12 protein-coding genes are annotated in these 12890 nt (G+C 73.9%); 5 read left to right on the plus strand and 7 right to left on the minus strand.

The genetic code is table 11. The features are described 5' to 3' along the window. Position 1: 1 nt before the first annotated feature. Positions 2-1351 carry a carotenoid oxygenase family protein gene (locus tag AC5L35_RS26060; protein WP_495062328.1) on the minus strand — a complete coding sequence of 450 codons (1350 nt, stop codon included), beginning with the start codon at positions 1349-1351 and terminating at the stop codon, positions 2-4. A 98-nt stretch (positions 1352-1449) separates the two neighbouring features. Between AC5L35_RS26060 and AC5L35_RS26065 the strand changes: the two genes are divergently transcribed. Then, on the plus strand, positions 1450-1983 hold the full coding sequence (locus AC5L35_RS26065; RefSeq protein WP_495062329.1) for a PadR family transcriptional regulator: 534 nt from the start codon (positions 1450-1452) through the stop codon (positions 1981-1983). 85 nt (positions 1984-2068) lie between these two features. On the opposite strand, the gene AC5L35_RS26070 is transcribed toward AC5L35_RS26065, so the two are convergent. The 6 genes from AC5L35_RS26070 to AC5L35_RS26095 all read right to left on the minus strand — a co-directional run bounded on the left by AC5L35_RS26070 (position 2069) and on the right by AC5L35_RS26095 (position 9106). Beyond that, the gene (locus AC5L35_RS26070) at positions 2069-2482 is read right to left on the minus strand and encodes a hypothetical protein (protein ID WP_495062330.1); all 414 of its coding nucleotides are present in this window, start codon (positions 2480-2482) and stop codon (positions 2069-2071) included. Between the two features lie 78 nt (positions 2483-2560). Next, on the minus strand, positions 2561-2932 hold the full coding sequence (locus tag AC5L35_RS26075; RefSeq protein ID WP_495062331.1) for a hypothetical protein: 372 nt from the start codon (positions 2930-2932) through the stop codon (positions 2561-2563). Between the two features lie 97 nt (positions 2933-3029). Beyond that, positions 3030-6233, minus strand: coding sequence for a sensor histidine kinase (locus tag AC5L35_RS26080; RefSeq protein WP_495062332.1), 3204 nt, complete (start codon positions 6231-6233; stop codon positions 3030-3032). Next, positions 6230-7582: a hypothetical protein gene (locus AC5L35_RS26085; RefSeq protein ID WP_495062333.1), complete on the minus strand. Its 1353-nt coding sequence runs from the start codon at positions 7580-7582 to the stop codon at positions 6230-6232. The genes AC5L35_RS26080 and AC5L35_RS26085 overlap by 4 nt, the downstream gene beginning before the upstream one ends. 79 nt (positions 7583-7661) lie before the next feature. Next, positions 7662-8327, minus strand: a complete 666-nt coding sequence (locus tag AC5L35_RS26090; RefSeq protein WP_495062334.1) for a response regulator transcription factor — start codon at positions 8325-8327, stop codon at positions 7662-7664. Continuing rightward, the gene (locus AC5L35_RS26095; protein ID WP_495062335.1) at positions 8318-9106 is read right to left on the minus strand and encodes a sensor histidine kinase; all 789 of its coding nucleotides are present in this window, start codon (positions 9104-9106) and stop codon (positions 8318-8320) included. Before AC5L35_RS26095 ends, AC5L35_RS26090 begins: the two co-directional genes overlap by 10 nt. Positions 9107-9319: 213 nt before the next feature. On the opposite strand from AC5L35_RS26095, the gene AC5L35_RS26100 reads away from it, so the two are divergent. The 4 genes from AC5L35_RS26100 (at position 9320) to AC5L35_RS26115 (ending at position 12869) form a co-directional block, all read left to right on the plus strand. Continuing rightward, positions 9320-11830, plus strand: a complete 2511-nt coding sequence (locus AC5L35_RS26100; protein WP_495062336.1) for an Hsp70 family protein — start codon at positions 9320-9322, stop codon at positions 11828-11830. Between the two features lie 248 nt (positions 11831-12078). Beyond that, a complete protein-coding gene (locus AC5L35_RS26105; RefSeq protein ID WP_495062337.1) occupies positions 12079-12312 on the plus strand; it encodes a hypothetical protein in 234 nt (77 codons plus the stop codon). A gap of 4 nt (positions 12313-12316) precedes the next feature. Next, positions 12317-12490: a DUF7455 domain-containing protein gene (locus AC5L35_RS26110; RefSeq protein WP_495062338.1), complete on the plus strand. Its 174-nt coding sequence runs from the start codon at positions 12317-12319 to the stop codon at positions 12488-12490. A gap of 235 nt (positions 12491-12725) precedes the next feature. Continuing rightward, a complete protein-coding gene (locus AC5L35_RS26115; RefSeq protein WP_495062339.1) occupies positions 12726-12869 on the plus strand; it encodes a hypothetical protein in 144 nt (47 codons plus the stop codon). The last annotated feature ends 21 nt before the right edge of the window (positions 12870-12890 follow it).

Here is a 12890-nt window from a genome sequence, read left to right on the forward strand (position 1 = left end):
GTCAGTCGGCGATCCACGACCCGTGGAAACCCGCGGGCACCCCGCGCGGCAGGGTGATGGCGGCGACGGGCTCTCCCGCCACGTCCGTCGCGTCGAGGACGAGCAGCTGTGAGGCACCGCCGTCGCGCCGGGTGGTGATCGAGAGCAGCCAGCCGTCGTCCTCCGCGCGGTTCGGGTCGGCGGAGGGCACGAACACCGCCTCGCCTGCGACCATGTCTGGTCCCAGCTCGTGCGCGGCCGTCGCGCCCCGCTCCCCGTCGAACCGCACGATGGCGCTGCTGCGGCCGGTGTCGTCCACGGCGTAGAGGTAGCGGGCGCTGCGCCCGACGCGGTCGTCGTCGACGGTGGGGAACTCGATGCCCCGGTCGTCGACCTCCACCGCGCTCGCCGTGCCGGTGGCGAGGTCCAGGGTGAACCGGTGCATCCGGGCGAGGCCGGTGACGGCGGCCGCGGCGCCCGGTCCGGCGGGGTGGGCCGCACCGCCGATGCCCTCCCAGATGGCGTGCATCCCGTCCCGGCTGTAGCGGGCCAGGTCCAGGACGATCCGGCCGGCCGCGTCCTCGTGGGCGTTGCCGACGTGGAAGACGTAGCAGGGGTCGATCTCGAACCAGCGCACCTCGCCGGGCCGGTCGAGCGGCATCACGCCCAGCCGGGCGCCGTACTCGTCGCTCCAGGCGTAGGGCATCCGCGGCCGCAGCTGGAACGTCATGGGCAGGTCGAGGAACACCGCGTAGTGCTCGGTGATCGCGAAGTCGTGCATCATCGTCGGCCCCGGCACGTCGATCGTCGCGCTCGCCACGAGCTGCCCGTCGGCCGAGAGCCGGTGGTAGGTGACATACGGCGGCGCGAAGCCGTAGCCGAAGAAGTGCAGCTCGCCCGTGGCCGGGTCGGTCTTCGGGTGCGCGGTCATCGCGGTGGTGAGCTTGCCGTCGAAGTCGATGGGGCCCACGGTCTCGAGCTCCCTCGTGACCTCGTGGGGGAACCCGCTCTCGACCAGGGCCAGCAACCGGCCCGCGTGCTCGATGATGTGCGTGTTGGCGACGCCGACCGTGCGGTCGACGGTGCCGTCCTCGGTGATGAAGGGCTTGCCTTCCAGCGCGCCCGTGCGCACCCAGCGGTTGCGGTACCACTCGGCCCGCCCCTCGCGCAGCCGCACGCCGTGCAGCATCCCGTGGCCTGCGAACCAGTGCCCCGGGTCCTGCCCCGGTAGCGGGTTGGGGCCGTTACGCAGGTAGCGGCCGGTCAGCTCCGGCGGCAGAGCGCCCGTCATGGGCAGCTCGTAGGCCTCGATCTCGTCGGGGACCGGGGCCATGTGCCCGGTCAGGTACAGCGGGGCGGTTCCGGTGGTCATCGTGGTTTCCCCTCGCGTCGTGGACGGGTCCGACTCTGCACCCGTCGTCTCGACATGTCAAGAACGACATGTCGATACTGGAAGGTAGGGTGTGCCGCATGTCCCTGTCCCACGCGCTCCTCGGACTGCTCGCCGTCGAGCCGGCCAGCGGCTACGCGCTGACGAAGTCGTTCGAAGAGTCCCTCGGCCGATGGGCCTGGCACGCGGGCCACACGAGCATCTACCCGGAGCTGAACCGCCTGGCCGAACGCGGCCTGGTGGAGGTGACCGCCGAGGGCGCGCGCGGCAGCCGCACCTACGCGGTCACCGCTGCCGGGCGCGAGGAACTGCGCTCCTGGTTGCTCCGTCCGCCGCAGCAGAGCGGGAAGGTGCGCAACGAGGAGGTGCTCCGGATGTTCCTCCTCTCGGCGCTCGACCCCGCCGACGCCCGCGTCGTGCTCGCGCACATCGCGGAGAACACCGCAGCAGGCGCCGCCGAGCTGCGCGAGGTCCGGGCCGCGCACGCGGGAGCGTCCTTCACCGGCCCCGAGGGCTTCGGCCAGCTGGCCGCCGAGTTCGGGCTGCGCCAGTACCAGGCGGTGCACGAATGGGCCCTCTGGGCGATCGAGCAGCTGGATGCCGACCCGGCCTGAGGTGCACCGCACACACCGGACAGCCACCGCGCACACGTCCTGACGTGTGCGCGGTGGCCACGAGGTGTGCGCGGTCCGCCCGCCGTCACCGCGCCCGCATGCGCAGCCGCACGACGAGCGCGACGAGGGCGAGCAGCGCGACGGCTCCGATGAACCAGGGGTCGGTCCCGCGGCCGCCCATGTCGAGGTCGAGCGCGTGGTTGAGCGCGTGGAGCGCGTTGGTGAACACCGCCCCCACCAGGACGACGGCGATCACGTCCCGCCACCACAGCGCGCCCACGAGCATCACCCCGATCCCCATCTGGAAGACCCCGGCGTCGTGCAGGAAGTGCTCGTGGTTGGGCCAGTTGGTGAACACGGCGAACGACGCCGGGTCCACCCAGCACCAGACCCCGGCCGCGAACATCCCCACCGCCACGAACAGGACCACGCCCACCACGAAGCGCTGCGCCCCCGGTCCGGCCTCCGGCCCGGCGGGCTGTTGCCGCGTCTCGGTCATCCCTCCCCCTCCCGCGCCGCGCAGAGGCGGCTCGCTCATGGGACGAGGTGCGGAGGCCGAACGTGACAGGCGACGAGCTCACCCGGCCGGCGTCAGCAACTGTAGGACCAGCGCCACGGCCAGCGCGGCGGACAGCCCGACGTCCACGAGCGCCGTGGTCCGCACCTTCCGCCCGGACGGTCCCCTGGCGAGGTCGACGAACGCGAGCATGCTCACCAGCCCGGCGATCATGGCGGGCACCCGCAGCGCCGGCACGAACGCCGCGGCCACGAGTGCCGCGCCCAGCAGCCCGAGCAGCAGAGCGCGGTGGCGCATCAGCACCAGCAGGTCGGGGTCCGTGATCGGCACGCCGTACAGCCGGCCCAGCCACCCGGCTCCGGCGACGCCCACGACCGGAAGCCCGTTGACCAGTCCGGTGGCGAGCAGGATGACGACGATGGCGATCTCCACACCCGGGGACACTGACGGCGAGCGCGGGGCCGATCAATGACCTCCCAGGTAGTCGCGGCCCAGATGGTCGCGGCACAGATGGTCGCGGCACAGCCGGTCAGTGCGGTGCCGCGGCCCGCCCGTCATGGAGTCCGGCGCGGGCGAGCAGCTGTTCACAGGTCTGCACGAGTACGGCCGCCACGTCCCGGAGGTCCTTGCCCGACATCGGGTGCGCCGCCAGGCCCTGCCAGCGGGCGAGCTGCGCCACCGCCGCCCGGGCGACCTCCCGCGGCCCGGCGGCCGGGGCGAGCGCGAGCCGGGCACGCGGTTCGGTGCCCTCCGCGCCGAGCAGCCGCTCGGCCACCTCGCGCTCCTCGTCGGGCAGGTCGAGCTCACCGGAGCGCAGCGCGTCGACCAGATCGATCTCGGTGAGCTCGTGCGCCGCGGACCGGATGCGGTCGAGCCGGTAGACCAGAGCACGGCCGTCGACGGGCGGCGGGTCCGCGCGCACCACGCTCTCCAGCGCGAGCAGCGCGGCGCGGGCCTTGAGGGACTCGGCACGGAGGGCGAACCTCGCGGCGATCAGCTCGAGCAGGTGCGGCACGTCGGGGCGCAGCGTGGCGGTGTCCGCCGGGTCCGCCGGCACCCCGATCGCGAGCGCGGGACGGAGCGGGTCCGGCAGGCCGGCGACGGGTGCCGCGTCCTCGGGCGGCCCCAGCAGCAGGACGAACGCCTCGGCGACGGGGACGAGGTCGACGTCCGGCCCGGAGTGCGGGACGGACATGTCGACGAGCGTCACGTCGAGCGCCGGGGCGTCGCCGCGGCCCGCCGTCGACCGCAGGGCCTCGACCAGCCCCGACACATCAGCATCGGCCGGCCCCGCCACCCCCACCCGCAGCGGCTCGTCGAGCCGTTCGGCGAGGACGCGCAACGGGCCGGCCCATGAGGTGCCGTGGTAGCGCTCCCGCGCGGCGCGCAGCGCGTCGCGCACCTGGTCGATCAGCGAGAGGCCGGGCGCCGCGGCAGCGACGGCGGGGCGGGCAGGCGCGGCCTCGTCGACCTCCGGTTCGTCCGCCGGGCGGGGCAGCGGGGCCGAGCCCGCCACGACCGTCCCCTCGCCCGGTTCCGAGCGGACCTCGATCCGCCCGCCCACCGCGGCGATGCGGGCGGTCAGGTTGCGCATGCCGCGGCCGGGTGAGCCCGCCCCGGCGGACGGGTCCCAGCCGGGGCCCTCGTCGTGCACGGTGAACCGCACGCGGCCGTCCTCCGTGGCGAGCCGCACCCCGATCGCAGCGCCGCCCGCGTGCTTGCGCGCGTTGTTCACCGCTTCCAGGCAGCAGAAGAAGACCGCGGCCTGCACGTCGGCCGGGATCCCGGCATCGGCGGCCACGCCGTCACAGTCGACGGTGACCGGCGGGTGCCCGCCGCTGAGCTCCGTGCACAGGGCCCCGACCAGTCCCTGCTCCGCCAGCAGCGGCGACGACACCCCGGTCGCCGTCTCGGCCAGGATCGACTCGGCCGTGTCGATCTGCTCCGCGACCTGCTCCAGCCGGCCCCGTGCCTGGTCGAACTGCCCCGTGGACACCTGGTGCTCCACCAGTCCGAGGGTCAACCGCAACGAGACCAGGTGGTGCTGAGCGCCGTCGTGCAGGTCGCGTTCGATCCGCCTGCGCTCCCCGTCCATCTCGGCGACGACCGCCCGCCGGGACGCGGCGATCTCCCCGGCGTGCGCCAGCGCGGCCCGCAGCTGCCGTTCGAGCTCGATCCCCGACCGGCTCGCCTGGAAGACCGCGCCGAGGCTGTCGGCGATGTCCTCCAGCAGGTGCCGACGTTGCCCCTGCAGACCCGCGATCGACGCGTCGTCGACCGCGATCGTGCCGATGCGTTCGCTCCCGTGCCGGACCGCGACCTCGGCGAGCGCGTCCGACTCCTGCGCCCCCGGCTCGACCCAGGTGTAGGTCCGGTCGTGCAGCTCCGGGCGCACCACGGTCAGCCGGCACGTGGTGGCTCCGAGCCCACGCCCGACGGCCTCCGCGACCCGCTCCAGGTCCGGTGCGTCACCGGTGGTGGCGCGGGAGAGGGCGGCGATCCCGGCGAGCACGCTGTACGGCGTGGGCCGGACACCGTAGAGCAGCAGGTCGACGAACCGCTCGACCCGTACGTAGACCGGCAGGAAGGCCAGTGCCGCCGGCACGACCGCGACGGTGGCCGCGCTGAACGCCCGTGCCGGGTCCCCGTCGTCGATCAGCTGCTCGAGGACCGTGCGCACCACGACGTACCCGCCGCCGACCAGTGCGGCGACCAGCGCCGCGACGAGACCCCTGCTGAAGAGCCCCTCGGCGGCCCACCCCGTGGCGCTCCCGGTCGCGAGGAACACCGCCGCGGCGATCGCGATGCTCGCCAGCCGGGCGAACCAGAACAGCAGGGCCGTCGGCTCGTCCGCGTCCGGCAGGCCCGCGTGCGCCGTCGGATCGACGATGCCCAGACCGGCGAACCCGATCGACCACAGCACCACCGTGATGATCGCCAGCACGATCGCCACGGCCATGGCCGCCGCGAGCACGCTGAACAGCATGCGGGCCTGGGCACGGGCCGCGGCGGTGGTGCCGTGGCGGATCCGCCGGGGGAGCGTCAGCAGCCCGGCGAGCGGCACGAGGAAGCCGAAGAACAGCACGCAGCTCGTGGTGTGCGGGAGCAGCGCCGTGCCGAACCCGACGAGCACCAGCGTGCCCACCCCCGCCACGACCAGCACGGCGTGGGCGAGGCCGCCCGGCCCGGCCGCGCGCTGGTCCGGGGGGAACATCAGCAGGGCGAGGATGTAGGCCGCGCAGGCGATGCCGTGCAGCAGCACCTGGTGCAGCCCGCCGACGGCCAGCCCGCTCGCCACCTGGACCGCGGTGTCCGCGGCGTGGGCCTGCAGGTTGAACGCGCCCGCCGAGCCCACCAGGGCGAGCACCAGCAGCAGCGCCGGCCTGCTGCCGCGGCGGCGGACCAGCAGGCCGACCGCCACCCCGATGCTCAGCAGGCTGAAGGCGTAGTCGAGGACGGCCTGGCCGAACGGCTCGCTGCGCGGGATCGCCTCCAGCACACCCTGCGCCCACCGGCTGCCGTCGGCCGCGGCGGCACCCAGCCCGGCCGCGACGGACGGGAGGTGGGCCGCCGCACCGACCACCGCACCCACGGCGAGCCACGCGAGCGACAGCACCGTGACCACCACGAGCAGCACGGCGTACCCGGTGACCACGAACAGTCCACCGCGTCGCGCCCCGGACGCCGTCTCGTCGCGGACGGCGGCATGGTCGAGCACGGCGGGGCTGCTCACGACGTGCTCAGCTCCGCGCCTGCTCTGCTGTCGACCACCGGCTCGATCCGGTCGGGCAGCCATGCGCGCAGGCCGAGCAGGCCCGCGGCACCGTCGTCCGGGCCCACCAGGTCCAGGTCACCGCCCAGCGCGACGAGCCGCTCGACGTCGTCCGCGAGCGCGGTGCGGACCTCCTGCGCGGTGACCGCGGGCGCCGGGTCGTCGATGTGCACCGTCGCACGCCCGTCGGCCCGGCCCAGGTCGACCACGAGCTCGCGCTCCGTCGGGCCGGCGGCGAGCGCCTGCATGGCCGCGGCGGCGACGTAGTAGAGGCCGGACTCGATCTCCCAGTCCAACCGCCCCCCGAGGCTCCCGGTGAGCCGCACCGGGCGCGGCAGATCGGCGGCGACCTCCTCGAGAGCGGCGGCGGGGCCCTGGTCACGCAGCACCGCCGGGTAGACGCCACGGGCGATCACCCGGAAGCGGTCCAGCAGCTCGTCGAGCCCGACCCTGGCCCGCGCCAGCGCATCCTGGGCCGACCGGGCGTCCTCCGGCCAGACCTCGACGAGGCCCGCCCTGGCGGCCGCGACCTCGGCGCGCAGCGCAGCCACGCGGTCTCCCGTGACGTGGGCGAGCTCCAGCACCAGCCGTCTGCGCTCGACCTCACGGGCCCGGGCGAGCCGCTGCCGCGACGCCTGCAGCTGTGCGGCGAGATCGTCGGCGCGGCGCACCCGCTCGGCCAGCTCGGCGTTCTGCGCGACGCCGCGCAGCAGCAGGGCCGCACCGTTCGCCACGTCCTGCACCAGCAGCTGGTCGGCCGGGGTGATCGACGCCCCCGGCTTCCCGATCGCGAGCGCCGCCCGCAGCGTGGGCCCGTCGAGCACCGGGACGACGTGGTCGGTGTCCGGCCGGGCGAGCAGGACCGCCAGGTTCGGCACGGTCCGGGCCGCCTCCGCCGGCGCACCGGCGGGATGTTCCGCCGCGACGACGAGGCGGTCACCGACCGCGAGCCACACCACGGCACGAGCAGCGCCGGTGCCGTCGGCGAGCACCTGGGCCAGGCCCGGCAGCGCCTCCTCGAGCGAACCGGCCCGGATGCGGGCCGCGGCCGCCGCGAGCGCCGAGTACGGCGTCACCTCGCGGTGGTGGGTGAGCCGCCCCACCGCGGTGTCGACGACGGGCAGCACGACCCCGAGGCAGACCGCGCAGACGGCCACGGCCAGGAACGGCAGCAGCACCGCGGGGCCCGAACCGACGCCCCCCAACCCGATCACCGGAGCCACGACGTCGACCAGAACCAGGAGCAGGGCGGCGACACCGCAGGCCACCAGCAGCGCCCGCAGCGCCCTTGCCACGATCGTCCGGTTCATCGCGCACCATCGGTCCCACTCGGATCGGATCCGGGTACTCGCAGGTCACGCTATGCGGCTCCGGGACCGCGGCCAACCCTCATTCGCCGTCGCGCTGCGATCGGAGGTACGTCAGGACGGCGAGCACCCTGCGGTGGTGCTCGGCCGTGTCGGCGTGCAGGTTGAGCTTTCCGAAGATGTTCGCGATGTGCTTCTCCACGGCCTTGGGCGTGACGAACAGCTGGGCGGCGATCCCGTTGTTGGACCGGCCCTCGGCCATCAGCCGCAGCACGTCGAGCTCCCGCTCCGACAGGGTGGCGATGACGCCCTTCTTGTCGCCGCGAGGTCGTTCGACCAGCCGCTTCGCCAGCACCGGCTCGATGACGATCTCACCGGCCTCGATCCGGGTGAGCGTGTCGCTGAGGACGTCGACGCTGCCCACCTTCTCCTTCAGCCGGTAGCCGATCGAGTCGGTGCCGATCTGCAGGATGCGCATCAGGTAGTGCGACTCGGCGTAGTGCGACAGGAACAGCAGCCCCATGTCCGGGTGCAGGGCCCGCAACCGCTCGGCCGTCACCAAGCCGCCGTCGGGCTCGGGTGGCATCCGGATGTCCAGGATCGCGACGTCGGCCGGCTGCGACGTCAGCAGCTCCACCAGCGAGTCGCCGTCGGCCGTGGACCCCACCACCTCGTGCCCCGCCGCCTGGAGCAGCATCAGCAGCCCCTCGCGGAACAGGGCACCGTCCTCGGCCAGCGCTACTCGCATGGAATCCTCGCTGTGATCGTGCCGGGGCCCGGGCCGCCGGCGACATCGATGGTCCCGCCGAGGCGGCGCACCTGGTCGAGCATCGACTCGGCGTGTCGGATGTCCACCCCGTTCAGGTGCACGGTCAGCACGGCCGGCTCGTCGGCCGAGCGTCGCACCAGCACCTCGACGGGAGCGGCATCGACGGGGGCGGCGTCGACAACCGCGGCGTCCACAGCGGCGAGGCAGTCGACCACGGCGAAGTACGCGGCACCCTCCGCCGCCGGGCCGAACCGGTCAGCGGGGGGCGCGTCGATCCGCACCGGGGTCTCCATCCGGTCGGCCACCTCGCGCAGGGCAGGGCCGAGCCCGGCCTCGTCGAGCAGCGGCGGGTAGATCTTGGCGGCCACGTCGCGCAGCTCCTGCAGCACGGCGTGCAGCTCGTCCTGGAGGCTGTCGATGGAGGCGTGCAGGTCGGGCTCGGCGTCGGGCACCTTGTGCCGGAACAGGCCGAGCTGCAGCGTGAGCGCGGAGATCCGCAGCGACGCGCCGTCATGCAGCTGACGTTCCAGGCGGCGGCGCCGCATCCACTGCTCGCGCTCCGCGCGGCGGCGGGCATCGCGGGCGGGGGCCGGGAGCCGGGTGGCGTGCGGTGGTTCGGGGTCCGGGGGATCGGCGTGCGCGGGGTCGGCCGGGGGTGCGGTGGCGGGCGGTGCGGCGGGAGACGGCTTCTCGGGCGTGCCCTGCTCAGGGGCGGTGCGGGGAGCGTCGCCGGCGCACTGCGCTGGCTCGAGCGTCATCGACCCATCGTGCGGCTCCTGCGGGTCGCCGGGAATGGGGTGCGCCCCACCCCGGGTAGGGTTCTCCCCCCTCTGCGGAGCCGTGACCAGGCGGAGTTCCGGCAAACGGGTAACACCGCGCGGGCGAATGCCGACCCAGTCCTCGTCCGATCGTGAGTCGATATACCACACGTGCCCAGCCGCGGGTACGGTTTCGACTCCCAGGAGGCCGACGTGGGTTATAACCTCGGAGTGGACCTCGGCACGACATTCGTCGCTGCCGCGATCGCCAACGAGTCCCGCGTCGAGATGTTCACGCTCGGGGACCGCACCGTGGTCACCCCGGCAGTGGTCTATCTGCGTGAGGACGGCACCCTCGTCTCCGGCGACGCCGCGGGCCGCCGGGCCGTCAGCAGCCCCGACCGGATCGGCCGCGAGTTCAAGCGCCGCCTCGGCGACCCCACCCCCGTGGTGCTCGGCGGCACCCCGTACCCGGTCACCACCCTGCTCGGGACCCTGCTCCACGACGTCGTCACCCGGGTCACCGAGACCGAGGGCACCAAGCCCGACAGCGTCGTGCTCACCCACCCGGCCAACTGGGGCCCGTTCCGCCGGGAGCTGTTCGACGAGGTGCCGCAGGTCGCGGGGCTCACCGCGCCGCGCACCGTCACCGAGCCCGAGGCCGCCGCCGCGCACTACGCGGCCTCCCGGCACCTCACCGACGGCGAGATCATCGCGGTGTACGACCTGGGCGGCGGCACCTTCGACGCCACGGTGCTGCGCAAGCACCCCAGCGGCATCGAGATCCTGGGCATCCCGGAAGGCATCGAGCGGCTCGGCGGCGTCGACTTCGACGAGGCGATCCTGTCCTACGTCAACTACGCCTCGAACGGTGCGCTGTCCGAGCTCGACATGAGCGACTCCCAGACCGCCATCGCGCTCGCCCGGCTCCGTCAGGACTGCGTGCTGGCCAAGGAGGCCCTCTCTGTCGACACCGAGACGACCATCCCGGTCTTCCTGCCCCACCGCCACTTCGACGTCCGTCTCACCCGTGACGACTTCGAGGACATGATCCGCGCGCCGATCGAGTCGACCATCGGCACGCTGATCCGCACCCTGCGCTCGGCCCAGGTCGACCCGAACGGGCTGTCGGCGGTACTGCTCGTCGGCGGCTCGTCCCGGATCCCGCTGGTCTCCCGGATGATCTCCGAGGAGCTGGGGCGCCCCACCGTGGTCGACGCCCACCCCAAGTACGCCGTGGCGCTCGGCGCCGCCACCCTCGCCAGGGCGGGCGCGGTCACCGCCGCCGGCGGTGCACCGCCCGCCGGGCCCGCCACCATCCCCGGGCCGCGCGGCGGACACGGCGGCGAGCCCGCCGGGGGCGGATCCGTCGCCGTCGACGCCGGGCCGGCAGGCACCCGCAGCCCCACCGGGCCGCCGCCGGTCGGCGTGCCGACGCAACGCAGCGCGCCACCGCCACTCGTCCCGCAACCGCCGCAGCAGCCGGTGGGCCGCGGCGGCCCGGCGGGTCCCGGCGGGCCCCCGACCAGCGGAGGTTCCGGCGACCGTCCCGGCGGCGAACCGCCCGGCCCGCCCCCCGCCCCACCGTCGAGCCCCACCGGGCGCGGCCGCCGGGGCGTCGCGCCCCTGGCAGCCGTCGCCGTCGTCGCACTCGGCCTGCTCGGCGGCCTCGTCTACCTCGTCACGAACCAGTTCGGGGCCGCCCCGGCCTCGACCGCCACCCCGCCCGTGGCGTCGGCACCTCCCGCCGCTGGAGCTGGAGCGCCCGCTCCGGAGGATGCGGCCCCGGCCGACCCGGCACCCGTCGCGGTCGCCGTGCCGATCCCGTCCATCGGACCCACGATCGCCGCGGGTGCCACCCCGGGCTTCGTCGTCGTCGCCCCCAGCGGGCGGCAGGCCTACATCGCCAACCGCGCCGCCGGCGTCGTCACCGTGGTCGACACGGCGGTCGACACGGTGACGGCCACCATCCCCGTCTCGGCCGGCCCCCCGCAGTACCTGGCCTTCTCCCCCGACGGGCGCACCGTCTACGTCAGCATCTGGAACGAGGCCAGAACCATCGCCGCGGTGGGGGTCCTCGACACCACCACGAACACGATCACCGCCACGATCCCCGTGCGCACCCGGCCCTTCCTCGCCGCCGTCACCCCCGACGGGACCGAGCTCTACGTGCCCAACCACGACTCCGGCACCGTCTCGGTGATCAACACGGGCACCAACACCGTCACCAGCGAGATCAAGGTGGCACCCAACCCGCACTGGGTCGAGTTCTCACCCGACGGCACGAAGGCCTACACGGCCAACCACGAGTCGAACCTCGTCTCGGTCATCGACACGTCGAACCACGCGATCCTCGCCGAGATACCCGTGCAGACGAGCCCGCACAGCGTGGCGGTGCACCCGACCCGGCCGCTGGTCGCCAACGTGAACTACGACGCCGCATCCGTCACCATGATCGACACCGGCACGGACAAGGTCGTCGCGGCGGTCGCCGTCGGGCGCAACCCGCAGGACGTCACGTGGTCGGCCGACGGCCGCTTCGCCTACGTCGTGAACGTCACCGACAACACCGTCTCCGTGATCAACCCCGACACGATGACGGTGACCGCGACCATCCCGACCGGCAAGTCACCGACCTCGGTCGCCGTGCTGCCGAACGGCACCGCCGCCTACGTCTCCAACCTCCAGGACGGCACCCTCACCACCCTGAACGTCGCCGGCTGACCCACCCACCCCGCCCCACCCGCCCGACCCCACCCCCGCGAGTCGCCCGAACCGAGCCCGCGAGTCGCCCGAATCGCGTGCGCGAGTCGCCCGGCCTGCGTGCCCCGGGCCGGCCGGCGGGGGCTGGCCCTACCTGAGCCGGCGGGTTCGCCCAGCCGTCCCTAGGGAGAACGAGATGTATCCCGGAGCCGGAGCGGCGCACTCTTTCCTCAGTCGCAATAGTTCCCGAAGCCGGATGGAGAACGACGATGCACATCACCACCGCCGCCCTCACACACCGCGACCGTGCCGTTCTCCGGGCCGTCGCCGCGGGACGCTGCGAGATCTCCAGAACGGGCGGAGTGCTCGTCGTCGACGGTCTCCGTTTCAGCGACCAGTTCGCCGGCCCCCGGCTCACCGCCGCCGGCCTGATCGCCACGGCGTCGCAGGCGGGACCCGCCCAGCTCACCTCGTCCGGCCACGCCGTGCTCGCGGCAGCGTGACGACATGACCGCCACCGCAACCCTCACCCGACTCGACCGCTGCGACCGCTGCAGCGCGGCCGCCCAGCTCCGGGCCCTCCTGCCCACCGGCGGTGAGCTGCTGTTCTGCGGCCATCATGCGCGCAGACACACGGCCCGGTTGCGCCAGATCGGCGCCGCCCTGAGCTCCGGCCCCTGACCCTCCCACCCCTCCTCGTCCCGAGCCCGGTCGCGTCCCGCGACCGGGCTCGCTGGCATGTCCGGGCCGGTGAGGGCGACGGCAGGAAGGGTCCACCCCAGCCCGAGACGGGGGACAACTCCTGCGACAGTGGGGTCTCCTCGGTGTCGGCATCGGCGGAATCCGGCGATTCTTTACATGGGTCCGGAACAGCGGGAAACAAACCCCGCGGCCCGATTACCGAAAGGTGCCGAGAATGTCGGACTACCACGAGGACTACGACAGCGACTACGACGAGGTCGACTGGGAGGACGAGGACTTCGACGAGTGGGAGGACGAGTACGAGGAGTCCGACTGGGAGGACGAGGACGAGGACTCCGACGAGTACGAGCACGCCTGACCCGTTCCGCCGCAATGATCT

It is taken from the genome of Pseudonocardia sp. OZ21, assembly GCF_059359135.1.

Coding starts and splice junctions, on each gene's coding strand:
- AC5L35_RS26060 (WP_495062328.1), bottom strand. CDS start 1,351: ATGACCACCGGAACCGCCCCGCTGTACCTGACCGGGCACATGGCCCCG.
- AC5L35_RS26065 (WP_495062329.1), top strand. CDS start 1,450: ATGTCCCTGTCCCACGCGCTCCTCGGACTGCTCGCCGTCGAGCCGGCC.
- AC5L35_RS26070 (WP_495062330.1), bottom strand. CDS start 2,482: ATGACCGAGACGCGGCAACAGCCCGCCGGGCCGGAGGCCGGACCGGGG.
- AC5L35_RS26085 (WP_495062333.1), bottom strand. CDS start 7,582: ATGAACCGGACGATCGTGGCAAGGGCGCTGCGGGCGCTGCTGGTGGCC.
- AC5L35_RS26090 (WP_495062334.1), bottom strand. CDS start 8,327: ATGCGAGTAGCGCTGGCCGAGGACGGTGCCCTGTTCCGCGAGGGGCTG.
- AC5L35_RS26095 (WP_495062335.1), bottom strand. CDS start 9,106: ATGACGCTCGAGCCAGCGCAGTGCGCCGGCGACGCTCCCCGCACCGCC.
- AC5L35_RS26105 (WP_495062337.1), top strand. CDS start 12,079: ATGCACATCACCACCGCCGCCCTCACACACCGCGACCGTGCCGTTCTC.
- AC5L35_RS26110 (WP_495062338.1), top strand. CDS start 12,317: ATGACCGCCACCGCAACCCTCACCCGACTCGACCGCTGCGACCGCTGC.
- AC5L35_RS26115 (WP_495062339.1), top strand. CDS start 12,726: ATGTCGGACTACCACGAGGACTACGACAGCGACTACGACGAGGTCGAC.